This is a genomic window from Shewanella sp. FJAT-51649 (assembly GCF_019457435.1).
Lineage (GTDB): Bacteria > Pseudomonadota > Gammaproteobacteria > Enterobacterales > Shewanellaceae > Shewanella > Shewanella mangrovisoli.
Map to the genome: position 1 here is coordinate 1182712 of NZ_CP080411.1, position 23539 is coordinate 1206250.

At 49.0% G+C, this 23539-nt stretch carries 23 protein-coding genes; 4 read left to right on the forward strand and 19 right to left on the reverse strand.

Annotated features, from left to right (window positions below):
* Window positions 1-8: 8 nt before the first annotated feature.
* The 12 genes from ybeD to leuS form a co-directional block, all read right to left on the reverse strand.
* On the reverse strand, window positions 9-275 hold the full coding sequence (gene ybeD, locus K0H59_RS05320) for a DUF493 family protein YbeD (protein WP_011621778.1): 267 nt from the start codon (window positions 273-275) through the stop codon (window positions 9-11).
* A gap of 121 nt (window positions 276-396) precedes the next feature.
* Window positions 397-1572 carry a serine hydrolase gene (locus K0H59_RS05325; protein WP_011621779.1) on the reverse strand — a complete coding sequence of 392 codons (1176 nt, stop codon included), beginning with the start codon at window positions 1570-1572 and terminating at the stop codon, window positions 397-399.
* Between the two features lie 144 nt (window positions 1573-1716).
* The gene (locus K0H59_RS05330) at window positions 1717-2559 is read right to left on the reverse strand and encodes a septal ring lytic transglycosylase RlpA family protein (RefSeq protein WP_088210895.1); all 843 of its coding nucleotides are present in this window, start codon (window positions 2557-2559) and stop codon (window positions 1717-1719) included.
* Entirely contained in the window at window positions 2543-3607 is a 1065-nt protein-coding gene (gene mltB / locus K0H59_RS05335; protein WP_220054896.1) for a lytic murein transglycosylase B, read from the reverse strand. The genes K0H59_RS05330 and mltB overlap by 17 nt, the downstream gene beginning before the upstream one ends.
* Before the next feature lie 17 nt (window positions 3608-3624).
* The gene (gene rodA / locus K0H59_RS05340) at window positions 3625-4728 is read right to left on the reverse strand and encodes a rod shape-determining protein RodA (RefSeq protein ID WP_011716116.1); all 1104 of its coding nucleotides are present in this window, start codon (window positions 4726-4728) and stop codon (window positions 3625-3627) included.
* On the reverse strand, window positions 4725-6581 hold the full coding sequence (gene mrdA / locus K0H59_RS05345) for a penicillin-binding protein 2 (RefSeq protein WP_086903351.1): 1857 nt from the start codon (window positions 6579-6581) through the stop codon (window positions 4725-4727). The genes rodA and mrdA overlap by 4 nt, the downstream gene beginning before the upstream one ends.
* Before the next feature lie 60 nt (window positions 6582-6641).
* On the reverse strand, window positions 6642-7112 hold the full coding sequence (gene rlmH / locus K0H59_RS05350; protein WP_220054897.1) for a 23S rRNA (pseudouridine(1915)-N(3))-methyltransferase RlmH: 471 nt from the start codon (window positions 7110-7112) through the stop codon (window positions 6642-6644).
* On the reverse strand, window positions 7112-7441 hold the full coding sequence (gene rsfS / locus K0H59_RS05355; RefSeq protein ID WP_037430791.1) for a ribosome silencing factor: 330 nt from the start codon (window positions 7439-7441) through the stop codon (window positions 7112-7114). Before rsfS ends, rlmH begins: the two co-directional genes overlap by 1 nt.
* A gap of 108 nt (window positions 7442-7549) precedes the next feature.
* Window positions 7550-8188 (reverse strand): nicotinate-nucleotide adenylyltransferase, encoded by a 639-nt coding sequence (gene nadD / locus K0H59_RS05360; RefSeq protein WP_220054898.1) that lies wholly within the window; start codon window positions 8186-8188, stop codon window positions 7550-7552.
* Between the two features lie 12 nt (window positions 8189-8200).
* Window positions 8201-9232 (reverse strand): DNA polymerase III subunit delta, encoded by a 1032-nt coding sequence (gene holA, locus K0H59_RS05365; protein ID WP_220054899.1) that lies wholly within the window; start codon window positions 9230-9232, stop codon window positions 8201-8203.
* Window positions 9233-9284: 52 nt separating this feature from the next.
* The gene (gene lptE, locus K0H59_RS05370; protein ID WP_220054900.1) at window positions 9285-9779 is read right to left on the reverse strand and encodes an LPS assembly lipoprotein LptE; all 495 of its coding nucleotides are present in this window, start codon (window positions 9777-9779) and stop codon (window positions 9285-9287) included.
* Between the two features lie 59 nt (window positions 9780-9838).
* Window positions 9839-12418, reverse strand: coding sequence for a leucine--tRNA ligase (leuS, locus tag K0H59_RS05375; RefSeq protein WP_088210891.1), 2580 nt, complete (start codon window positions 12416-12418; stop codon window positions 9839-9841).
* A 121-nt stretch (window positions 12419-12539) separates the two neighbouring features.
* On the opposite strand from leuS, the gene K0H59_RS05380 reads away from it, so the two are divergent.
* Entirely contained in the window at window positions 12540-13040 is a 501-nt protein-coding gene (locus K0H59_RS05380) for a zinc ribbon-containing protein (RefSeq protein WP_011621790.1), read from the forward strand.
* A gap of 56 nt (window positions 13041-13096) precedes the next feature.
* Here K0H59_RS05380 and K0H59_RS05385 read toward each other — a convergent pair whose 3' ends face one another.
* The 7 genes from K0H59_RS05385 to K0H59_RS05415 form a co-directional block, all read right to left on the reverse strand.
* Window positions 13097-13591 (reverse strand): Tfp pilus assembly protein FimT/FimU, encoded by a 495-nt coding sequence (locus K0H59_RS05385; protein ID WP_220054901.1) that lies wholly within the window; start codon window positions 13589-13591, stop codon window positions 13097-13099.
* Between the two features lie 8 nt (window positions 13592-13599).
* Complete coding sequence (gene lnt, locus K0H59_RS05390; protein ID WP_220054902.1) at window positions 13600-15156, reverse strand: apolipoprotein N-acyltransferase; 1557 nt, start codon at window positions 15154-15156, stop codon at window positions 13600-13602.
* 42 nt (window positions 15157-15198) lie between these two features.
* On the reverse strand, window positions 15199-16074 hold the full coding sequence (gene corC / locus K0H59_RS05395; protein WP_011716122.1) for a CNNM family magnesium/cobalt transport protein CorC: 876 nt from the start codon (window positions 16072-16074) through the stop codon (window positions 15199-15201).
* A 39-nt stretch (window positions 16075-16113) separates the two neighbouring features.
* A complete protein-coding gene (gene ybeY, locus K0H59_RS05400; RefSeq protein ID WP_023268295.1) occupies window positions 16114-16575 on the reverse strand; it encodes an rRNA maturation RNase YbeY in 462 nt (153 codons plus the stop codon).
* Window positions 16565-17629, reverse strand: coding sequence for a PhoH family protein (locus K0H59_RS05405; protein ID WP_088210888.1), 1065 nt, complete (start codon window positions 17627-17629; stop codon window positions 16565-16567). The genes ybeY and K0H59_RS05405 overlap by 11 nt, the downstream gene beginning before the upstream one ends.
* A gap of 262 nt (window positions 17630-17891) precedes the next feature.
* A complete protein-coding gene (miaB, locus tag K0H59_RS05410) occupies window positions 17892-19316 on the reverse strand; it encodes a tRNA (N6-isopentenyl adenosine(37)-C2)-methylthiotransferase MiaB (protein WP_089068288.1) in 1425 nt (474 codons plus the stop codon).
* Between the two features lie 139 nt (window positions 19317-19455).
* On the reverse strand, window positions 19456-19788 hold the full coding sequence (locus K0H59_RS05415; RefSeq protein ID WP_220054903.1) for a hypothetical protein: 333 nt from the start codon (window positions 19786-19788) through the stop codon (window positions 19456-19458).
* Between the two features lie 349 nt (window positions 19789-20137).
* Here K0H59_RS05415 and K0H59_RS05420 point away from each other — a divergent pair, with 349 nt between their 5' ends.
* The 3 genes from K0H59_RS05420 to ychF all read left to right on the forward strand — a co-directional run bounded on the left by K0H59_RS05420 (window position 20138) and on the right by ychF (window position 23350).
* Entirely contained in the window at window positions 20138-21364 is a 1227-nt protein-coding gene (locus tag K0H59_RS05420; protein ID WP_220054904.1) for an FAD-dependent monooxygenase, read from the forward strand.
* A gap of 167 nt (window positions 21365-21531) precedes the next feature.
* Window positions 21532-22119, forward strand: coding sequence for an aminoacyl-tRNA hydrolase (gene pth, locus K0H59_RS05425; RefSeq protein WP_220054905.1), 588 nt, complete (start codon window positions 21532-21534; stop codon window positions 22117-22119).
* Window positions 22120-22258: 139 nt separating this feature from the next.
* Entirely contained in the window at window positions 22259-23350 is a 1092-nt protein-coding gene (ychF, locus tag K0H59_RS05430) for a redox-regulated ATPase YchF (protein ID WP_011621800.1), read from the forward strand.
* Window positions 23351-23539: the final 189 nt, after the last annotated feature.

Consider the following 23539-nt stretch of genomic DNA (forward strand, 5'->3'; position numbering starts at 1 on the left):
AGGAATACTTATAGTACGCGGCGTACGCCTTCGATACCGGCAAGCTCAGTGTACAGTGTCTCAATATGATCTTTGCTGGTCACTGTGACGCGGATGGTCACTGAGTAGTAGCTACCTTTGCTTGAGGCCTTAACCGTGGGTGAATAATCACCAGGCGCGTGTCTTTGCACTACGGCAACGACTCTGTCGGTCAGGGCTTCGTGGGCATCGCCAACCACTTTGAAGGGGAAGGCGCAGGGGAACTCCATGAGTTCATCAAATTTCGTGTTTAACATAGTCGTGCTCTATAACCATTTTAATGGGAAATATATGGTGACGATTATACCCGATTCAAGGGCGATACTCCCCCAAAAACAACTAAGCCACCCGAAGGTGGCTTAGTTTTTGTGATTCGGATTAGCTAAACCAACCAGAAAACAGTTGCTTAAAATAATCAACTAATTTGCTGAACCAGCTGCCTTCGTTGACTTCTTGCAGAGTAACCAGTGGGAATTGCGCAATATCTTTGCCATCTAACTGGAAGTATAAGCGGCCAACGGTTTCACCTTTTTTCAGTGGTGCGTCCAGTGGCTTAGTCAGTTCGAAGTTGGCTTTTAAATCTTTCGCTCGGCCACGGCTGATGGTGATTGGGGTATCAGTAGCAACACCTAAATCGACAGTGCTCTTATCGCCGTACCAAATTTGTTGGGTCACGAAGCTGTCGCCCGCCTTGTAAGGCGTGACGGTTTCGAAGAAGCGGAAACCATAGGTCAGCAGCTTTTTACTTTCGGCTTTACGGGCGGCTTCACTCTGGGTGCCCATTACCACTGAAATTAAACGCATGCCGTCTTTGGTGGCTGATGCGACTAAGTTATAGCCCGCGCCAGAGGTGTGGCCGGTTTTGATACCGTCGACATTCATGCTGTTATCCCACAGCAGACCGTTGCGGTTATATTGCTTGATACCGTTGAAGGTATAGTATTTTTCGCTGTAGACACGGTATTCTTCAGGCACGTCACGGATAAGCGCAGCACCTAATAACGCCATATCGTAGGCAGTGGATTTGTGGTTTTCTGAGTCTAAACCGTGGGAGTTTTCGAAGTAGCTGTCACGCATGCCAAGCTGTTTCGCCCATGAGTTCATCATGTCGACGAAGGCGCCTTCGGTGCCAGCAATGTGTTCGGCCATGGCCACACAGGCATCGTTACCCGATTGGATGATGATGCCGCGGTTTAAGTCGGAAACCTTAACGGTTTTACCCACTTCGATGAACATTTTTGATGAGTCAGAGAAGTTCTTCGACCAGGCATTTTTACTGATGGTCACATCATCATCAGGGGATACGTTACCAGCTTTGATTTCTTGACCAATCACATAACTGGTCATCATCTTCGTTAAGCTGGCTGGGTTTAAGCTTTCGTAGGCATTTTCTTCGGCAATGATTTGGCCCGAGTAATAATCCATCAAGACGTAAGCCTTGGCGGCAACTGTAGGTGCATCAGGGGTAACAATCGGCTGCGCAGCATAAACAGGAAGAGAAACACTCGAAATTAGCAGCAATGTTTTAATGGGACTTTTTACAAAATTCATCATTAACTTAGCACGTCTTTTTGGTTGTATTGAAAGAAAAGGCAAAATAGTTTCGCGAGTATACCACCCTTCGACAAAGGTTTTCAGTGAAGGTTCCTTCATCTGGGGTATTTTTAAGCTAAATCTACATCTTATAGTGAGCGGTCACTACTCTAAAACCATATAGCCTTCGGGGTAACCGTCTTGTTTCACTTTATTGAGTAATCGGTCGGCCAGTTCGGTTTGGCCAATTGGACCGAGCTGTAGTCTATACATATTGTTTGCCGGTTGTACACGGGTCTTGACCTGATATTTCTTCTCCAGATCCTTCGCCATTTTGTTCAGCCTATGCTGATCCTTAGAGGCCACCAATTGTATGTAGTGATTGCCTGAGGATTGGATACTGGCTATGGCCGATTGTGTCGCGGCCTGAGTACCAATATAGATAACATCTAGCTTAATCCGTGCGGTGCCTGTGCCTAACATACCCAGCTTATAAGCGGCGGCGTAGGATAAGTCTAAAATCCGGTCCGAATGGAAAGGGCCGCGATCGTTAATCCGAATAATCACCTGCTTATTGTTATCTAAGTTAGTGACGCGGGCATAGCTTGGCAGGGGCAAGGTCTTGTGGGCACCTGACATGCCATACATGTCGTAGGGCTCGCCGTTTGATGTCTCATAGCCGTGGAATTTCTCGCCGTACCATGAGGCGCGGCCCGTTTCGGAAAAGCCTTGGCCCGAATCTAACACCGTATAGGACTCACCATAAACCGTATAAGGTTTATTACCACGGCGGCTGTAGGGCTCGTATTTTGGGGTCGCGTTTGGCACATGGTCCACATTGGGTGGATTGATGGGCATCTTATCGTTTTTAAGCGCGTAGCGGCCCTTGTTGGGATCCATGTTCTTGTTCTTCTCGCTGGCAGAACCAGAATTAGAACTCGAGCAGGCCGCGAGCGCAAAACAGCAGCCGAGCATCAAGAGCGGTAAAAGGTTATTTTTTAGCGTCATGTTGTTGCTTCAGTTGTTGGCTAAATTGATAAACGGCCATGGAATACAAAGGGCTACGGTTATAACGGGTGATCACATAAAAGTTATTCAGTCCTAACCAGTAGTCCTTGCTATCCACTTGTTCCAGCTCGATGAGCATGGCCTTTTGCGAGGCATCTAAATCGCGGGCATTGGCCAGCGATAAGCTTGGGCTGAGAATATCAGAGACCTTGTAGTGTAACTTCTCTCCAGCCCACACTTTGGCTTTAGGCGGATTGGCACTGCTATTCACTAAAGGGAGCGCAACGGGGGCATGCAACTGCCAGCCGTGTTCATGGAAGTAATTGGCGACACTGCCAATGGCGTCCTCTGGACTCTGGAGTAAATCACGGTTGCCGCTACCATCAAAATCCACGGCATAGTGGCGGTAGCTTGAAGGAATAAACTGGCCAAAGCCCATTGCGCCAGCGTAAGAACCCTTGAGGCTATTGATATCTAAGTGTTCTTCTTTTACCAGCTTCATCAGCTCGCCAAATTCCTTGCGAAAGAAGGTGGCTCTTGGCTCGTAATAAAACCCTAAGGTATAGAGCGCGTCGATTACTGGATAATTACCTGTGTACTGGCCATAGAAGGTTTCGATACCAATAATGGCCACAATAATTTGTGGCTCGACTTGGTACTTTGTCGCGGCCTTGGCAATCGTCGCCTCGTGTTTTTTCCAGAAGGCTAGACCTGCATTGAGGCGCTTTTCTGTTAAGAAAATCGGATAATACTGATGCCAAGGCTTGGCTTCCCAAGGGCGAGAAATGGCATCGATAACGGCTTGGTTGTAGTTGGCTTTAGCTAAAAAACTTTCAACTTCGGCTTGAGTAAAGCCTTGTGCCATTTGGGTTTTAATAAACTCAGCCTTTAAGGCTTCGGGTAATACTGGCGCTGGGGCCTGTGTGGTCACGGCCGCACTTGGCGGCGGTGTAGGTGCCGCAGGCTCGTTTGCCGTCGAGCAGCCAAGGAGATATGAACTGAGGCAAAGTACTGCCAGTGGAGCCAAACAAGCTCGAAGAATAGGCATTAAAAAGTCCCTAAAAATTATCTATCTACAAAACGTCTATGGGTATGAATGCTCATAAGAATGCCAAACCCTGTCATCAATGTCAGCATGGAAGTACCACCATAACTGACAAGGGGTAAAGGTACACCCACCACAGGCAGGATACCTGAAACCATACCAATATTCACAAAAACATAAACGAAGAAAGTCAATGTGATACTGCCTGCAAGGAGGCGGGCGAAGCTGGTTTGTGCGCGAGAGGCGATGACTAAGCCGCGTCCGATGATATACAGATACATCAGGAGCAGGATAATACTGCCTATCAGGCCAAACTCTTCACCGATCACCGCAAAGATGAAGTCGGTGTGACGTTCGGGGATAAATTCTAATTGGGATTGGGTGCCATCAAGCCAACCTTTGCCCCAGAGACCGCCGGAGCCAATGGCGATTTTCGATTGAATGATGTGGTAACCGGCGCCTAGCGGATCCTTCTCAGGATCGAGTAATGTCATCACGCGGGTTCTTTGGTAATCGTGCATCAAAAAGTACCAAAGGATCGGCAAGAAGGCTAATACCGCGGCAATAAAACCACCCACAATCGCCCAGCTCATGCCCGATAAAAACAGCACGAAAATGCCCGATGCCGCAACCAAAATCGAGGTACCTAAGTCAGGTTGTTTGGCAATTAACAGCGTCGGGACTAACAAAATCACCGCCGCACCAGCAAGGTAGCGTTTCTTAGGCGGCAAAGGGAACTTACTGATATACCACGCCATAGTGATAGGGAAGGCGAGCTTAATCAGTTCCGAAGGTTGGAACTCCATAAAGCCTAAGTTCAGCCAGCGCTGCGCACCTTTATTGATTTCGCCAAAAAAATGTACCCCAAGCAGCAGCACAATCCCCGCAAGGTAAATCGGTAGGGCCCAGCGCTTTAGCGCCTCAGGATTGATCTGCGCCATGGTAAACATAATGCCTAGGGATAAAAACATCCTAAACAGTTGCCGCTCCATCATGCCAAGATCTTCACCGCTGGCGGAGTAGATAACAAACAGGCCAAAGCCCATGACGGCAAACAGACCGAGCAGTAAGGGCAAGTCGATATGCATTCGTTGCCAGATATTTTGACGTGGTTGGGCACTCATGGCGTTGGTTTCCAAGTGTCTCTTAGCATGTATTCATCGAGCATAGCGCGGGCGACTGGCCCTGCGTTTGCGCCACCCCAGCCGGCGTTTTCCATCACCACCGCGAGGACGATTTTCGGATCTTCAAAGGGCGCGTAGGCGACAACGAGGGCGTTATCGCGGAAATGCTCGGCAATCTTATTGGCATCGTACTTAGTGTTTTCGGCTACGCCAATGACCTGCGCCGTACCGGTTTTCATCGCGGCAGTGTAGCTGGCGTCGGTAAAACGTGACTTATGAGCAGTCTGGCGCATGGCTTCGTTGATGATTTTCCAGTTGCGCGGGTTTTTAAGCTCAATTGGCGGTAACTCGTTAATCGGCGAGTCAATTTTGGCCGTATTATCTTTAATCGACTTTAACAAATGTGGCGGGAAACGACGGCCATCATTGGCGAGGATGGCGGTGGCGCTGGCTAATTGCAATGGCGTTGCAGTCCAGTAGCCTTGGCCGATACCCACGGAAATCGTGTCACCAATGTACCAAGCCTGATTGTATTTTAAGCGTTTCCAGTCCTTTGACGGCATATTGCCAGCCGACTCTTCGAAAATATCGACCCCGGTATTTTGTCCAAAGCCGAATTGCTCCATAAAGCGGGCTATAGGGTCGACACCGATTTTATAAGCCAATTCATAGAAGTAGGTATCGCAGGATTCGACGATGGCGCTGTAGACGTTCACCCAGCCATGGCCCCAACGTTTCCAGTCGCGGTATTTACGCTCAACGCCGGGGATTTGCCAAAAGCCAGGGTCCCAAATACGGGTGTGCTCGGTGACGGCTTTTTCATCTAACCCCAGTAGGGCAATAATGGGTTTGACCGTCGAGGCCGGTGCATATTGGCCTTGGGTGGCGCGGTTAATCAGTGGGCGGGATTTATCGTTCAATAAATCGCTGTAATCTTTGCTGTTAATCCCTTGGACGAACTGGTTAGGGTCGTAACTTGGGCTCGAGACTAACGCTAAGATGCCGCCGTCCCTCGGGTCGATAGCGACAATCGAACCACGGTGGCCTTGGAGTAATTCCACCGCTTTTTGCTGCAATTGCAAATCGAGGGTTAAGTAAATATCTTGCCCCGGCTCCGGCGGCACGATTTTAAGGGTGCGGATAGTCCGGCCGCGGTTGTTCACTTCTTCTTCGAGGTGACCCGGTGTACCGTGCAGCAGAGATTCATAAAACTTTTCAATGCCTTGCTTACCAATATCCTTAGTGGCGGCATAGTTCTTCCATTGATCGTTACGCTCCAATTGAGCGCGATCACGGGTGTTGATTTTGCCCACATAGCCCAGCACATGGGTGAGCTGGCTTGCATAGGGGTAGTTACGCTTTAAACCCGCCTCGACGGATATCCCGGGAAAGCGATGCTGGTTCACGCTAAAAATCGCCACTTGCTCTTCAGTCAGCTGATTTTTAAGGGTAAGCGGCTTAAAGCGGCGGTGAAACTTTAAGGCGTCGGTAAAGGTTTCGCGCTCATCTGGGGTGATTTCGATTAACTTGCCTAGCTCGTCCAAGGTCTCGGACATATTGGCAATTTTCTCTGGCACCAGATCGAGGGAATAAAAGGGTTGGTTTTCGGCGAGGAGTACGCCGTTTCTGTCGTAAATCAGGCCACGGCTTGGGGCGATGGGCACGACGCGAATGCGGTTGTCATTAGAACGTGTTGCATAATCTTTATAGGATTCAACTTGAAGGTGATAAAGATTGGTCACCAACACGCTCAAGAGGGCGACAACACAAAAAAAAGTGAACAGCGCACGGCGCTTGAACAGTGACGCCTCGGCGGCGTGGTCGTGCATGGTTATCCGCTTTTTTGGCGACACTTAGGCTATCTCCAGCTGATCCCATCCGGGTGGTTGACACTCGTTAACATCAAGATCCCGCTATTCTCTGTGATAAGGGTGATTGGTGTTCACGCTCCACGCGCGGTATAAGCTTTCGGCAACCACAATCCGCACCAGAGGATGGGGCAGGGTTAATGCCGACAGACACCAACTCTGATGGGCGGCTTCCTTACAGGCGGGCGCTAACCCTTCGGGACCGCCAACCAGTAAGCTCACATCACGGCCATCGAGTTGCCATTTGTTCATGGCGGTCGCCAATTCTGGCGTAGTCCAGTTTTTGCCGGGAAGATCTAAGGTGACAATATGATTGCCCTTAGGGATAGCCGCTAACATTTGCTCGCCTTCCTTTTGCAGGATACGAACGATATCAGCGTTTTTTCCGCGCTTGCCAGCAGGGATTTCGATCAGTTCCAGCGCCATATCTCGGGGGAAGCGGCGTTGGTACTCTTCAAAGCCGTGGGTGACCCAATCGGGCATCCGTGTCCCTACTGCGATAAGTTGCAACTTCATTAGGCTTGCTTTTCTGACCAGAGCTTTTCAAGCTGGTAGAAATCGCGGGTTTGGTCTTGCATAACATGCAGGATCACGTTGCCCATATCCACCAATACCCATTCGCTGCTGTCGCGGCCTTCGATACCGATTGGTGGAATGCCAGCGGCTTTCGCTTCGAGCACGAGGTTTTCGGCGATCGCTTTCACGTGAGTTTTAGACGTACCTGAACAAATCACCATGTAATCGGTGATGTTAGATTGGTTGCTGACATCGATAACCACGACGTCACGGGCTTTTAAATCGTCGATTTTGTCGACAACAAACTGCTTTAATTCGGCGCTCTGCACGCTGATGTACCTCATTTATTTTAAATAGCGCGCTAGTATATCAGTCTTAAGCGGTGGAATACATTATCTTAGCGGCCGAGTTTGTATTATTGGCGCGGGATTTTGGGCCTAAGAAAAATAAAGCCGTTGTTTTTGAATGTAATTTAAAGTGACAGGCAGGAGGGCATCCTGTGGAATTTCACCCATCGCCAGTTGTGAGCGAATTTGGGTGGACGAAATATCCTGTGGGCTGATATCGACGGTAAAGATGCGTCCATGTTGCGGCGCGCTTGAGTGACTTAAGGTTTCAAGCGTTACGTGACGGGTGCTTAGCTCATGCTGCATTGGATGCCCTTCGGCTAAATGCCAGCCCGGGCGCTGACATACCACAATATTGGCTAATTCAAACAGTTGCTGCCATTTATGCCAGCTTTGCAGATGAATAAACGAATCCATCCCCATGATAAAAAACAGTTCGTCATCGGGATAAAGCCGACTTAACTGCTTAAGGGTGACAACCGTATAGGATGGGCTGTCGCGTTTAGCTTCGATATCACACAGCTCGAAGCCGGCTAAGCTCGCACATACCTGCGCGACCATTTCGAGCCGCTGCGCTGTGCTCGAGTGGGTAGTGTTTTTATGGGGCGGAATATGGTTGGGCATCAGCAGGATTTTATCCAGCTTGAGCCTGGCTTTGACTTCCATCGCGGGGCGAATATGGCCGTAATGTATGGGGTCGAAGGTGCCGCCTAAAATACCGATACGCATCCAGTCAGTGCCTTAATCTAAGCTGATATGGGCCAAATGGCCGTGGGCCTTGGGATCGAATAATAAGCACAGGTGGCTGAGCCCTGTCCAATCTTCATGGCCTAATTGTTTTAGGCTCAGCTCCAGCTTAGACGCGAAGGCAAGCATATGTTCGATTTGGATGAGGCTTAAGCGCTGCAACGCGGTTTGATACAAGGGTTTGCGTTTATCCCAAATTCGATGTTTACCAAAGAGACTATTTAAGGGCGCGCCTTGGGCCTGTTCACTCTTGAGGCTAAGCAGTAACTGCAGCTCTTTAAACAAAGCCCAGAGTAAAATCGGCATGGCCGTGCCTTCACCGTTGAGCTGGGCCAGCATATGCTGAGCACTGTCTTGACGATTATTCAGCAGTGCATCGGTGAGCTGAAACACGGTAAAGCGGGATTGATCTTCAAAGTAATGGCTTAATTCGTCAGCACCAATAGGTTGGCTTGGGCTTAACAGTTGTAGCAACTGCATGGCCTGATCGGCGGCTAGTAAATTCCCTTCGTACAGGGTGTAGAGCATAGCGCGCGCATCGGGTTGTAAATTCAGCTTAAAGTGCGCGATACGTGAGTCGAGCCAACGTCTGAATTGGTCGCCCTCTGGCGTGGTGCAGGGCAAATAAATCCCTAAGCTATCTAAGGTTTTGAACCACTTGCTATTGGTTTGCTCGCTGGCGAGTTTGGGACCTTCTAGGATCAGTAGTACATCGGGATTAGGCGTTTGCAGTAACGCTTGTAGCGCCGCCGAACCATCTGCACCGGGTTTTGCGTTGGGCAGTGTTAGCTCAATAATGCGCCGGCTAGAAAACAGGCTCATGGATTGCCATTCTTGGGTCAAGTCACCCCAGTTAAAACCCGTTTCTTGAATTAACGGAACGCGCTCTTCAAACCCTTGGCGTTTGGCCGCTTGGCGAATGTGATCCTTGGAGGTTTCGAGCAACCAAGGATCATCACCAAAAATCAGGTAACAAGCGTGAAGTGGATTGAGATGGCGGGAGAGTTGATCAGGATAAACGCGCATTTAAACCACTCTCCACATTTTATTGCAGTGCCACATTAATTTGGACCCTGCATTAATTCACCTCTGTGCTGGCCATGGATTGCAGGATCCGGTCGGCCGCTTGGATACGCATTTCTTTGACTAACAGTTCCATCTCACGGCTTTTAGCCAGTGCAGTGCGAGGGTCGTCTAAGTAATCGCGGCGAATTTCAATCTTGAAAGGCTGCGCCTCTTTGCCTGGCAGGGCCACGGCAAACTCGACGAAATAGATAAGCTCATACTCGGCCACATTGCCCGTAGGGTAAAGCGACAGGGTCGAACGCTCTAAGGAGTCGGTGATGAGCCTTAACACTGGCACATCATTGGCTTCATCGACAATCTTGACGTTGTTCAAACGTAACCGCTCACGCACCAAACGGGTGAGTTCGCTGTATTCGTCCGAGCTACTCAAACTGAGTTGATTGAGCTGCTCGGGGATTTGATAGCTACGTTGAAGCTTAAAACCGCAACCTGCGCTGGTCATAATGACCAGCGCCATGATTGCGAAAGCTAAGCGTTTAATTAGCATAAGTTTTCGCGGTTTCCTGTTTGTCTTGTGGACAGCATCCGTTTATCACAGCAACGATGTTAGTTGGCAACGATGCTGAGCAGTTTACCGGGTACATAGATAACTTTACGAACAGTAACACCATCTAAGTACTTGATGACTTGCTCGTCCGCCATACCCAAGGCTTCAACTGATGCTTGGTCAGCATCGGCTGCGACTGTGATCTTAGCGCGCACTTTACCGTTCACTTGTACCACGATGAGTTTGCTGTCTTCTACCAGTGCAGATTCATCGACGGTTGGCCATTGGCTGTCTTCGATGCTGTTGGTGTTGCCCAGTTCATTCCACAGGGTGAAGCTCACGTGCGGGATGATTGGGTACAGTAAACGCACTACCGCAGTTAAGGCTTCGCCGATAATGGCTCGGTCTTGACCTGTGGTTTGTGGCGCTTTTTGCAGGTGGTTCATCAGTTCCATCACGGCGGCAACCGCAGTGTTGAACATCTGACGACGGCCGATATCATCGGTCACCTTAGCGATAGTCTTGTGTACTTCACGGCGCAGTGCTTTTTGCTCGCTAGTTAATTTGCTAACGTCTAGTGCTTCGCTGTTGTCCTGCGCCACATAATCGCTGGCCAGTTTCCACAGACGTTTGATAAAGCGGTGCGCGCCTTCAACGCCAGACTCTTGCCATTCCAGGGTTAATTCTGGTGGAGAGGCGAACATCATAAACAGACGTACTGTGTCGGCGCCGTATTTCTCAACCATCACCTGTGGGTCGATACCGTTGTTTTTCGACTTAGACATCTTGCTCATACCGGTGTAAACCAGCTCGTTACCGTCTTTGTCGATAGCCTTAGTGATACGGCCCTTGTCGTCTTTTTCTGTGGTCACTACATCCAGCGGCGACACCCATACACGGGCACCTTTGTCGTTGGTGTAGTAGAAAGCATCGGCCAATACCATGCCCTGAGTCAGCAGTTGTTTTGCTGGCTCGTTAGTGTTGACTAGACCCGCGTCACGCAGCAACTTGTGGAAGAAGCGGAAGTATAACAAGTGCATACAGGCGTGTTCGATACCACCAATGTACTGATCTACTGGCAACCAGTAGTTAGCCTTGGTTGGATCTAACATTTGGTCAGCCTGTGGGCTGCAGTAACGGGCGTAATACCAAGAAGATTCCATAAAGGTATCGAAGGTATCGGTTTCGCGCAGGGCATCTTGACCATTAACTTGAGTTTTCGCCCATTCTTTATCGGCCTTGATTGGGCTTTGGATACCGTCCATCACTACATCTTCTGGCAGAATAACTGGCAGTTGATCTTCAGGTGTTGGGATAACAGTACCGTCGGCTAAGGTCACCATAGGAATTGGCGCGCCCCAGTAACGTTGACGTGATACACCCCAGTCGCGTAGACGGTAGTTTACTTGACGTTTGCCTTTTCCTTCAGCGACTAACTTGTCGGCGATGGCATTGAAGGCACCGTCAAAGTCTAAACCGTCGAACTCGCCAGAGTTAAACAGTACACCTTTTTCGGTGTAAGCCGCTTCGCTGATGTCTAACTCGCCGTCAACAGGTTTGATCACCGCTTCAATGGCTAAGTTGTACTTTTTCGCAAACTCGTAATCGCGTTGGTCGTGACCTGGAACTGACATCACTGCACCTGTGCCGTAGTTCATCAGGACGAAGTTAGCCGCCCAAATTGGCACTTGTTTGCCAGTGATTGGGTGAATGGCGTATAGGCCAGTTGCTACACCACGTTTTTCCATGGTGGCTAAATCGGCTTCAGACGTGGTGCTGTTTTTGCACTCTTCAACGAATTGGGCAAGCTCAGGGTTAGTTTGAGCCGCTAATTCGGCTAATGGGTGACCTGCGGCAATCGCCACATAGGTTACGCCCATTAAGGTATCTGGACGGGTAGTGTAAATGTCGAATGACTTGTCGCTACCCGCTACACCGAAGGTCATTTCCACGCCTTCGCTGCGACCAATCCAGTTGCGCTGCATGGTCTTAACTTGTTCAGGCCAGCCGTCTAAAGTGTCGATGTCGTTTAACAGTTCTTCGGCGTAGGCGGTGATCTTAATGAACCACTGTGGAATTTCTTTTTGTTCTACAGGGGTATCACAACGCCAGCAGCAACCGTCTTGTACTTGCTCGTTAGCCAGTACGGTTTCATCGTTAGGGCACCAGTTAACAGAAGCGGTCTTCTTGTAAACTAAGCCTTTTTCGTACAGTTTAGTGAAGAACCATTGTTCCCAGCGGTAATATTCTGGGGTACAAGTGGCGATTTCACGGCTCCAGTCATAGCCAAAACCCAGCAGTTTTAGCTGGTTTTTCATGTACTCAATGTTTTGATAAGTCCATGGTGCTGGAGCGGTTTTGTTGTTGATTGCGGCGTTTTCTGCAGGCAAACCGAAAGAGTCCCAACCGATAGGTTGTAGCACGTTTTTGCCTTGAAGACGCTGGAAGCGGGCAACCACATCGCCTATGGTATAGTTGCGAACGTGTCCCATGTGGAGTCGACCTGAAGGATAGGGGAACATCGAAAGGCAATAAAACTTTTCTTTGTTCGCATCTTCAGTAACTTCAAAGGTTTTGTTGTCGTGCCAGTGCTTTTGCACTAAGGCTTCAATTTCTGAGGGATTATATTGCTCTTGCATCACGCTATTTCCGGCAGTGCCGCCTATTTATTTGATCTAACGCCATATCGACGCGAATAAGATCTGCATAGAATAAACTAGAAGCGATGCATTAAAAAGGTTCTATGAAGGAGTATTGGTTATGAATGATAGAAGTAGTGCGCTACTAGGACTGTATCAAGCCTTAATTAACGAAGTGAAAGCGCAATTTGCGGAAGATAACTCGCTGACTGCAAAGAATTTATTTAAGTCTGTCACTCAAGGGAAGGAGTTTTTACGCCTCAAAGAACAAGCGGGGGAAGATGAGCTCGCCTTAGTGGAGCAATTCTTAAAGCGTGATATTGCCAGCTTTTTGCGTGAGCAAAATGCCGACAGTTTAAGCCACAGCCCAACGGTGATCACCCTCGAAAACACCCTTTGGCATTGGTTAAGTGAAATCACTGACCGTAGCCAAGTGGAGTGGCACGAGTTGACGCAAGACTTCAAACATCATGGTTATTACCAGAGTGGTGATATCGTCAGCCAAGGGGTGATGGTGTGCACTAACTGCGGTCATGAAATGAGTATTGAGTTCCCGGGAGTGATCCCCGATTGTCCCGAGTGTGACCATGAAGAGTTTACCCGCGAGGCGTTAACGCCTTAGTCCTGTGGTTGTGTCATAAATAAAAAACGACGCTTAGCGTCGTTTTTTATGCGTCATCAACAGCCTTGGATATTGATATCGTAAAGCGGTGGTGTGCTGGCATCGGCGGCTTGGGTGTAGCGGAAATAACACTGATCGTCGTCGGCTAAGGTGTTGTCATTCAAGTCGTAGCCGATGTAAGTAATATCAATACCTTGATATTGAATGACGAGTTTATCGTCTTTCACAATCCATTTCTCGATATCGGTATTGTCCAGATAACCCCATTTTAGGCGGGTTTCGGCTTTGCCATCACCATCAAGGTCGATGTCGATAATATCGTCACGGCCCACAACGGCTTGACTCTGCAAGCTCGGCATTTGGGTCTTGGAATAGGCTAAGGTATTGGCGGTTTTTACGCTGGCTTGGAGTTGCAGCAGGCTTCTCTCCCGCGCCTCTTTGCTCATGCCGATAAATTTCGGTGCTGCGATAACCGCTAAAATCCCCAGCACTATGATAACGACCACGAGTTCGATTAAGGTAAAGCCTTGAGTGTGTTTTTGATTAATCATTTCTAATTCTATTGCTGTTTTTTACGACGAATAAAACCGAATAACAGGAGCGCACCACAGAGCAGTAGCAGCGGCGTTTGGCCGATTTTAGCAAACCAGGTTTGGCCTGTGACTAGTGGAATCGTCGCGCTCAGCACGCCCGTTTCAAATTGCGGCAGTGCAGCTGTGATATTGCCATTCTCATCGACAACCGCGGTCACGCCGTTATTGGTGGCGCGCACTAGAGGACGGCCCAATTCGATGGCGCGCATTTGGGCAATTTCCATATGCTGCAACGGGCCATTTGAGGTGCCAAACCACGCATCATTCGATACGGTTAATAACAGATCCGTACCGAGGTTAACACTGTCACGCAGCTGCTCTGGGAAGGCGATTTCATAACAAATTGCCGGAGCAATTTTATGGCCTACGGCGCTCAGATTCGGCTGTTGATAATCGCCCCGCGCGAAGGAGGACATCGGCAGATTGAAGAAAGGGGCAATCGGGCGCAGTAAGGCTTCAAAGGGCACAAACTCACCGATAGGCAGTAGATGATGTTTCTTAAACTGGTTGCTGCCATCGCTCTCATAATCGGGCGTTTCTTGCTGCTTCTGATTATGGTTACCCAGCACTATCAAAGAGTTATAAAACTCATCATGTTGACGGCTAATAATCCCCGTAATGATTGAAGTGTGGTTAAGGTTGGCGACCTTGTTTGCATTATCCAAAAAGTCTTGCACCATAGATTCTGGCGCTGGGATCGCGGCTTCTGGCCAGACGATAATGTCAGCATCAAAGTGCTCACGGGATAAATCCATGTATTTCAATAGGGTTGGCCAGAGCGCTTCGGGTTCCCATTTCATACTTTGGGGGATATTCCCCTGCACCAAGGCAACTTTAACTGACTCACCTGTTGGCTTTATTTGCGTTAGCTTTGGGGTAACCCAGGCTGCTACTGCGATGATGGGCAGTAAAATCAACAGACTTTTGTAGCGCTTGCTAAAACACAGAGCCAAGGCGCCAGCGAGCATCGCAATTAAGAAACTGAGTCCCAAGGCGCCAATGATACTCGCGAGTTCTTTTAATGGACCTTGGGTTTGGGAGTAGCCGGCCCAGATCCAGGGAAACCCCGTCATCACCCAGCCTCTGGCCCATTCGGTTAAGACCCAAAGCGCGGGGAAGAGGAGTAGGTTACGCCATAGCGACGGAGTATTAGTGCGAGTCAACCACGCTAAACCGAGACCCGTTAAGGCCGGATAGAGGGCTAAATAGAGGGCTAACAGCGCCATTAGCCCCACTGACGCGGCTAAGGGGAGGCCACCGAAGGTGTCCATACTGACATGCACCCAACTGATCCCAACGGCAAAACAGCCAAAACCAAAGCTTAACCAATGGAAGAAGCTGGCTTTAGGACCCAAGGAGCCACTCAGCCACAGGGCTAAGGCCATGGCGATGGGATAGATAATCCATAAGGAATAAGGCGCAAAGGAAAGCGCCGTACTGGCGCCTAAAATAAACGCCAGCACGAGCCGTAACGCGCTCAGTCGGGACTTTTGTTGGGCAAAAGCCCGAATCTTAGTTAGCACGGATAATTCTTCTTACACTGAGCGTTATTCTTACGCAGAGGGTTATTCTACGTCTTCACCGACATTGGGGTCGGGGAGTTTAACTCTGAGTTGGATTAAGCGTCTGGTATCGGCATTGATGACTTTAAATTCAATACCTTCGATCATAATACTCTCATTACGCTCTGGCAGATGACCAAAGGCATGGGACACTAAACCACCGACGGTATCAAACTCTTCATCGCTGAAGTGAGTGTTGAATTCTTCGTTAAAATCCTCGATAGGCGTCAACGCTTTCACCATGTAGACAGTGTTACCGACCTTGCGGATCTCTGTGTCTTCAGGGCTATCGTGGTCGAATTCGTCTTCAATCTCACCGACGATTTCTTCGAGAATATCTTCAATGGTCACCAGACCCGATACTCCGCCGTATTCGTCGACGACAATCGCCATATGGTAACGCTGGGAGCGGAATTCTTTGAGTAACACATCGACGCGTTTGCTCTCAGGCACAACGACGGCGGGGCGGATCACGCGCTCAAGGGAGAAGGGTTCTTCACTGTTTGAGAAACCATAAGGGATCAAATCTTTAGCCAGTAAAATACCTTCGATATGGTCCTTATCTTCGTTCACCACAGGGAAGCGAGAATGGCCTGAACCGATAACAGTTGCGAGCAATTCTTCGACGGTATTGTCGATTTGAATCGCGACAATTTGAGCTCGTGGGATCATAATATCCCGAACACGCATATCAGAAACCTCTAATACACCTTTGATCATTTCGCGGGTGTCTTCGGTGATTAACTCGCGCTGCTCTGCGCCATCAATCACATCGACTAAGTCTTCGCGATTTTGAGGTTCGCCCTGAAATAACTGACTTACTCTGTCAAACCAGCCTTTCTTTTGGGCGCTCGTACTCGGGGGGATATCGTCACTCATAGTTTTCTCATTAACTTTGATGCTTGGCACCGCGGTTAATTATTGTTCCTTATATGGGTCAGTAAAACCTAAGCTTTCAATGAGTTGAGTCTCTAACGACTCCATCTCTTCGGCTTCTTCGTCTTCAATGTGATCATAACCTAGCAGATGCAGGCAACCATGTACAACCATGTGTGCCCAATGGGCTTCTAGGGTTTTATCTTGTTCACGCGCTTCATTTTCAACGACTGCGGCACAAATGACAAGATCTCCAAGCAGTGGAAGTTCAATTTCTGGCGGTGCTTCAAAGGGAAACGACAACACATTGGTCGGTTTGTCTTTGCCTCTGTAGGTGCTGTTTAGCATTTGGCTTTCACGGGCATCGACGATGCGAATCGTCAGTTCCGCTTGTTCCATGCTGTTACCAATGGCGGTTTTTACCCAAAGGGCAAACTGCTCTTCACTCGGCAGATAGTCACTCGCCGTGGCGTATTGCACATCTAAGGCTAAATCAAGACTCATGTTTTAAAACTTCCGGTTGCGTTTGTGGATGCGCTTGTTGGTAGTCGCGGCGCTCTTTTTCGGCCTTTAATGCTTGCTCTTTACGATCGTAAGCATCATAGGCTTCGACAATCCGAGCAACCACTGGATGGCGCACTACGTCTTGAGACACGAAGAAGTTAAAGCTGATTTCCTCGACTTGGCTCAGGACTTCAATAGCGTGGCGTAGACCCGACTTAACATGTTTGGGTAAGTCTGTCTGGGTGATGTCACCGGTGATTACTGCGCGTGAGTTAAAGCCAATACGGGTTAAGAACATCTTCATCTGTTCGACCGTGGTGTTTTGGCTCTCATCGAGAATAATAAAGGCATCGTTTAGGGTGCGACCACGCATATAGGCGAGTGGCGCCACTTCGATGACGTTTTTCTCTATTAAGCGTTCCACCTTTTCAAAGCCGAGCATTTCGAACAAGGCATCATAAAGTGGGCGCAGGTAAGGGTCGACTTTCTGGCTTAAATCGCCGGGTAAGAAGCCGAGTTTTTCCCCTGCTTCAACCGCGGGGCGGGTGAGCAGAATCCGGCGCACTTCTTGACGCTCTAATGCATCAACGGCGGCGGCCACCGCTAAATAGGTTTTACCCGTTCCCGCAGGGCCAATACCAAAGGTAATATCGTGGCGGACAATGTTGGCCACATAGGTGCTTTGGTTGGGGTTACGCGGTTTAATCACACCACGGCGGGTTTTGATAAATAAGGCTTTATCGTCACCGCTGTCGTCCTGCTCTAAGGCGATGGCTTCTTGGATTGCCAAGTGCACTTGTTCAGGATCGAGATCCGGCGTGCTGCCCTTGACCGTTTGGGTTTCGATATAGAGCTGCTTAAGTAAGTTATTAGCACTTAAACAGTTACGTGGCAGTCCGGTAATTTGAAAATGGTTGTTTTTACGGACTATCTCAACGCCAACGCGACGCTCAATCTGTTTGATATTGTCATCGAAGGGACCGCACAGCGAGGCCAAACGGCGGGTTTCTGCGGGTTCGAGATACAGATTCATTGTGGTTAATTTACTGGACAAATAGTACTCCTATTGTCAAATACCAAGCAAAGTGCTGAGTAAAAAGCCTAGTGCGATGCCTGTTTGCTATCGCAGTCTCTAATCAGAAGATAATCTCAGTTTACGAGCCATAGCGGATAATTGCTAACGGAAAATCGTTAAGCCCAAGGGTTTTGAATAGCTGCTCTATAGAAGGCAAAAGCCCACAAAACAAAAAGGGCGACACTGAGGTTAACTAACCATGTCGCCCTGATATAGGTGCTGCTCGCTAAATTTTAAACCCTTAAGGTTTAAATTGTGTCACACCGAGATCGTCATCCTGTTTGTGTTTGGCCAGAATATCCGATGGGCGCAGGTTGCGGCGCAGATCCATTTCATCTTCACCGCGGATAAATTTACCGCGCAGTGAGTTAGTGTAAACGTCGACAATTTCGACATCCACAAAGCTACCGATGTGCTTTGGTAAACCTTCGAAGTTGACGACACGGTTGTTTTCGGTACGACCGCGCAGCTCCATAGGGTTTTTCACCGATGGGCCTTCGACCAGAATACGTTGTACTGTGCCCATCATATGGCGGCTGTAACGCATGGCTTGTTGAGTGATACGGTCTTGCAGAATCGCCAGACGTTGTTTTTTCTCTTCCATATCAACGTCATCGGGTAAATCTGCCGCAGGAGTACCAGGGCGCGCACTGTAGATAAAGCTAAAGCTGTGGTCGAACGCCACATCTTCAATCAGCTTCATGGTATCGGCGAAGTCTTCTTTGGTTTCGCCTGGGAAGCCAATGATAAAGTCAGAGCTGATTTGAATATCAGGACGGGCTTTGCGCAGACGGCGGATGATTGACTTGTACTCAATCGCCATATGGCCACGCTTCATTGCAGTCAGAATGCGGTCAGAACCGGATTGCACAGGTAAGTGCAGGAAGCTGACTAATTCAGGGGTATCTTCGTAAACGTCGATAATGTCCTGCGTAAATTCAATCGGGTGACTGGTGGTGAAGCGAATACGGTCGATACCGTCGATTGCGGCAACATAGCGTAATAGCTCGGCAAAGGTACAAATGCCGCCGTCGTGGGTTGCACCACGGTAAGCGTTAACGTTTTGACCGAGCAGGTTGACTTCGCGCACACCTTGTTCTGCCAGTTGGGCAATCTCGAGGATGATGTCGTCCGATGGACGGCTGACTTCTTCACCACGGGTATAAGGTACCACGCAGAATGAACAGTACTTGCTGCAACCTTCCATGATAGACACAAACGCCGTTGGGCCTTCGGCGCGCGGTTCTGGTAGACGGTCAAATTTTTCGATTTCAGGGAAGCTCACGTCGATCACGGCCTTTTCGCCACGACGCACTTGATCGATCATATCCGGCAGACGGTGCAGTGTCTGTGGTCCAAAAATGATGTCGACGCATTGAGCACGGTCTTTGATCGCCTTACCTTCCTGCGATGCAACACAACCACCTACACCAATGATCAGATCGGGATTTTTATCTTTAAGGGTTTTCCAGCGACCTAACTGATGGAACACCTTTTCCTGCGCTTTTTCGCGAATAGAACAAGTGTTTAGCAGTAGAATGTCCGCTTCTTCTGCTTCTTCAGTCAAGGTGTAACCTTGGTATTCGCCTAAAAGATCCGCCATCTTGGATGAGTCATACTCATTCATTTGACAGCCCCAAGTTTTAATATGGAGTTTTTTGCTCATCAGTTGTGTTGCCCTACGCTGCCCAGTAAATATGTGCCCAAGCTGCCTTTGCCCTGTTACAGACAAATCCGGCCGCCCAGTAAAAATAGCGCGACATTTTACCCGCAGTTATGGCTGCTGACCAGCTTTGTCCACATTTTTACTCGCTAATCCCCTGAGATTGTGATACCCACAAAGAAGCTAGGTTTATCTCGGCTGACGGGTTTTGTGCAAGTGATGGCTGGCTAAATTGGGCCGCATTTGCCATTTCTAACAAGCTATTACGGGCTTGAATGCTAATGTCTTCACGGATTTCGAGTCGAAATACGCTCAACATTTCCGTGGTATGTAGATATAGGGCATAATCGAGCGGGTCGCGGTAATTGACTGTGATGGTTTCCATCACCGGCGTTGCCGCCAAGGCATGACTAAATGGGATCACGCTGCAAATCAGTAGACTACTGGCTATCTGCAAGTGGATGAGTGTTTTCATGACATCCTCACTAACTCTATTAAGTGGATTCACTGGTAACTCGTCCCGAACGGCTAGGGCTCGCTAAGTGAGAAGCTAATCGGCTTATCCCGCAGACTGCCTGAGATCCCCGCGGGGTTGCCTTAGAGTGTAGTGGCTTTGTTAAGCGTGAAAACTTGCCTTTGTAAGCAACTGTGAGCAAATGCGCCCCTAGCAACATTTGCTCACCTTTGAGCGGAAATTGACATGCTTTTGATACAATGCCCGTGATCAGAGTGATGCGCTTTAAGCTTGGGGCTTAAGTTCGAGCTCTCGCTAAGAGTAAAGTGCGTCAGATAAATGGAAAGAATTCTAAAGAGTGGTAACTAAGATGAGCCAAGCGATAAGCCAAACACAGCAACCAAGCCAGACAACCACAGATACTCAACAATTTGATGTGATCCTTGTCGGTGGCGGTATGGTGGGCGCGGCAACGGCTATCGGGCTGGCGAAGCAAGGCTTGCAGGTGGCGGTGATTGAATCATTTGCCCCCGAGGCTTATTCCCCCGAGCAGGCATTAGATGTGCGCGTGTCGGCGATAAGCGTGGCCTCCGAACAGTTACTCGAGCAGCTAGGCGCACTCGAGAGTCTGCTTAACATGCGTAATGTGCCTTATCTGGGCTTAGAAACCTGGGAGCTTGATGGCTGCATTACTCAATTCCATAGCTCACAAATCGGCGCGAGCCATTTAGGGCATATTGTAGAAAACCGCTTGGTGCAACTCGCTCTGTGGGAGCAAATGCAGCAATGGGATGCGATTAAATTGTTTTGCCCCGAGCGAGTGGCGACATTTTCGCGCCTCGCAGACGGGGTGAGTGTGCACTTACAATCCGGTATTCAGCTTGAGGCAAAGCTGCTCATCGGGGCCGATGGCGCGAATTCGCAAGTGCGCCAATGGGCGGGGATTGGCATTTCGGGGTGGGACTATGCCCAATCGGCGATGCTGATTAATATCCAAACCGCCCAAGGCCAGCAAGATGTCACTTGGCAACAATTTACCCCTAACGGCCCGCGCTCGTTATTACCTCTACCTGGCAATCATGCGTCGTTAGTCTGGTATGACGATGCCAATCGCATTAAACAGTTAATGCAGCTGAATCATAAGCAGCTTGCCGACCAAATCCGCCAGCATTTTCCCGCTCGCTTGGACAGTGATTTTACTGTCGAAGCCAAAGGCTGTTTTGCGCTGACACGCCGCCACGCGAATGCCTATTTTAAGCCGAATGTGGTGATTTTAGGGGATGCGGCGCACACCATTAACCCGTTGGCGGGCCAAGGGGTTAACCTCGGTTTTAAAGATGTCGAGGCCTTACTGTCGGTCATCAAGTCTGCATTAACTGAGGATAAACCTTGGTGGTCCACTGAGGTATTAAACGCCTATCAAGCTAAACGTTATCGCGATAATCAACTGATGATGACCACTATGGATGTGTTTTACGCAGGCTTTAGTAATGACATTCTGCCACTAAAATTACTGCGTAACGGCGCGTTAAAACTGGCCAATATTAATTCTCCCATCAAGCGAACCGTGCTGAAGTATGCGATGGGGCTCAATTAGGTCACATCGTGAGTGCTGGTTCACTCGGCATTTGTTGACTTACGCATTGAGTGCTAAAATGCCGCGTTTTTAACGAGCATAAGCGGCATTATTAACTCAAGATGCTGGTCCCTGTGCGCTTTGCCATCGACCAATTAACGCAGTATTGAGTGCCATTAGTGAGTGTCATGAGCGAAATTAAATTAATCGTAGGTCTTGCCAATCCGGGCGCCGAATATGCGCAGACTCGTCATAATGCGGGTGCTTGGTATGTGGAAGAATTGGCCCGTATCTGTGGTGTCAACTTAGTGCCGGATAGCAAGTATTTTGGCCTCACCGCCAGAGCTGTATTGCATGGCAAAGATGTGCGTTTGCTGATCCCAACCACCTATATGAACTTAAGCGGCAAAGCCGTGGGGGCCTTAGCGAATTTCTTCCGTATTACGCCTGAAGAAATTCTAGTGGCCCACGATGAGTTGGATATGCCGCCAGGTGTGGCTAAATTTAAACTCGGTGGCGGTCATGGTGGCCATAATGGTTTAAAAGACATTATTGCTAAACTGGCTAATGATAAAAACTTCTACCGTTTACGGATTGGAATTGGCCATCCCGGCGATAAGAATAAAGTAAGTGGTTACGTACTGGGTAAGGCGCCAGCCAAAGAACAAGAGCTGATCAACGCCGCCGTGGATGAAGCTGTACGCTCCACTGAAGTGCTATTTAAAGAGGACATGGTGAAAGCCATGACTCGCTTACACTCCTTTAAAGCGGAGTAAGCCCTGTGCTCGTGGCCTGCGAAAGGACGGCGAACATAAGGACAATCGAATTAATCAATGTACTGCCTAAGGGCAGGGTGACTATAAACTTGCTGGTGAGTGTGACTCGCCAGCCTATCATCGAGAGAAAGGTAAGAATATGGGTTTTAAATGCGGCATTGTTGGTCTTCCTAACGTAGGTAAATCAACGCTTTTTAATGCGTTAACTAAGGCTGGCATCGAAGCGGCAAACTTCCCGTTTTGTACCATCGAGCCAAACACTGGCGTAGTACCTGTGCCGGATCCACGTTTAGACGCGCTGGCGGCGATTGTAAATCCGCAACGTGTACTGCCAACCACGATGGAATTCGTAGATATTGCAGGTCTAGTGGCGGGCGCGTCTAAAGGTGAAGGTTTAGGTAACAAGTTCCTTGCCAACATCCGTGAAACCGATGCTATCGGTCATGTAGTGCGCTGCTTTGAAGATGACAACATTGTTCACGTGGCTAACCGTGTTGACCCTGCGCGCGATATCGAAGTCATCAACACTGAATTGGCATTAGCCGACTTAGACAGCTTAGAGCGTGCGGTGATCCGTCAACAAAAACGCGCTAAGGGTGGCGACAAAGACGCTAAGTTTGAAGTGGATGTACTCGAGAAGATGCGTCCCATCCTCGATGAAGGCCATATGTTGCGTTCTATGGAACTGTCTAAGGAAGAATTAGAAGCGGTTGCTTACTTAAACTTCTTAACCTTAAAGCCAACCATGTATATCGCTAACGTGGCTGAAGATGGTTTCGAAAACAACCCACATTTAGATGCAGTGCGTGCCATTGCTGAAAAAGAAAACGCCATTGTGGTGTCTGTGTGTGCCGCCATTGAGTCAGAACTGGCTGAAATGGAGGCCGAAGAGCGTGATGAGTTTATGGCTGACCTAGGGTTAGAAGAGCCAGGGTTAGACCGCGTGATCCGCGCTGGTTACCAATTGCTGAGCCTGCAAACTTACTTCACTGCGGGTGTGAAAGAAGTGCGCGCTTGGACCGTTTCTGTAGGCGCGACTGCACCACAAGCGGCGGGTGTTATCCACACCGACTTCGAACGTGGCTTTATTCGTGCTCAAGTGATGGCATTTGACGACTTTATTACCTATAAAGGTGAAGCGGGCGCCAAAGAAGCGGGTAAGTTACGTGTAGAAGGCAAGACATACATTGTTCAAGACGGCGATGTTATGCACTTCCTGTTTAACGTCTAACAGCTTTGATAAAGGGCTAAGCTTTAGAAAGTAAGGCAAAATACGGGCAACAGAGGTCGATTTAGCGCATCTGTTGCTCAGTTTGGTGAAGTAATAGCCGAACGGTTTGTCTCGAGGGAAATAGCGAAAAAAAGCTGTTGACCTCGATACCTCGAATAAGCATAATACGCCCCGTTCCTCGCTACGAGG

Coding starts and splice junctions, on each gene's coding strand:
- ybeD (WP_011621778.1), bottom strand. CDS start 275: ATGTTAAACACGAAATTTGATGAACTCATGGAGTTCCCCTGCGCCTTC.
- K0H59_RS05325 (WP_011621779.1), bottom strand. CDS start 1,572: ATGATGAATTTTGTAAAAAGTCCCATTAAAACATTGCTGCTAATTTCG.
- K0H59_RS05330 (WP_088210895.1), bottom strand. CDS start 2,559: ATGACGCTAAAAAATAACCTTTTACCGCTCTTGATGCTCGGCTGCTGT.
- mltB (WP_220054896.1), bottom strand. CDS start 3,607: ATGCCTATTCTTCGAGCTTGTTTGGCTCCACTGGCAGTACTTTGCCTC.
- rodA (WP_011716116.1), bottom strand. CDS start 4,728: ATGAGTGCCCAACCACGTCAAAATATCTGGCAACGAATGCATATCGAC.
- rlmH (WP_220054897.1), bottom strand. CDS start 7,112: ATGAAGTTGCAACTTATCGCAGTAGGGACACGGATGCCCGATTGGGTC.
- nadD (WP_220054898.1), bottom strand. CDS start 8,188: ATGCGTATCGGTATTTTAGGCGGCACCTTCGACCCCATACATTACGGC.
- holA (WP_220054899.1), bottom strand. CDS start 9,232: ATGCGCGTTTATCCTGATCAACTCTCCCGCCATCTCAATCCACTTCAC.
- lptE (WP_220054900.1), bottom strand. CDS start 9,779: ATGCTAATTAAACGCTTAGCTTTCGCAATCATGGCGCTGGTCATTATG.
- leuS (WP_088210891.1), bottom strand. CDS start 12,418: ATGCAAGAGCAATATAATCCCTCAGAAATTGAAGCCTTAGTGCAAAAG.
- K0H59_RS05380 (WP_011621790.1), top strand. CDS start 12,540: ATGAATGATAGAAGTAGTGCGCTACTAGGACTGTATCAAGCCTTAATT.
- K0H59_RS05385 (WP_220054901.1), bottom strand. CDS start 13,591: ATGATTAATCAAAAACACACTCAAGGCTTTACCTTAATCGAACTCGTG.
- corC (WP_011716122.1), bottom strand. CDS start 16,074: ATGAGTGACGATATCCCCCCGAGTACGAGCGCCCAAAAGAAAGGCTGG.
- ybeY (WP_023268295.1), bottom strand. CDS start 16,575: ATGAGTCTTGATTTAGCCTTAGATGTGCAATACGCCACGGCGAGTGAC.
- miaB (WP_089068288.1), bottom strand. CDS start 19,316: ATGAGCAAAAAACTCCATATTAAAACTTGGGGCTGTCAAATGAATGAG.
- K0H59_RS05415 (WP_220054903.1), bottom strand. CDS start 19,788: ATGAAAACACTCATCCACTTGCAGATAGCCAGTAGTCTACTGATTTGC.
- K0H59_RS05420 (WP_220054904.1), top strand. CDS start 20,138: ATGAGCCAAGCGATAAGCCAAACACAGCAACCAAGCCAGACAACCACA.
- pth (WP_220054905.1), top strand. CDS start 21,532: ATGAGCGAAATTAAATTAATCGTAGGTCTTGCCAATCCGGGCGCCGAA.
- ychF (WP_011621800.1), top strand. CDS start 22,259: ATGGGTTTTAAATGCGGCATTGTTGGTCTTCCTAACGTAGGTAAATCA.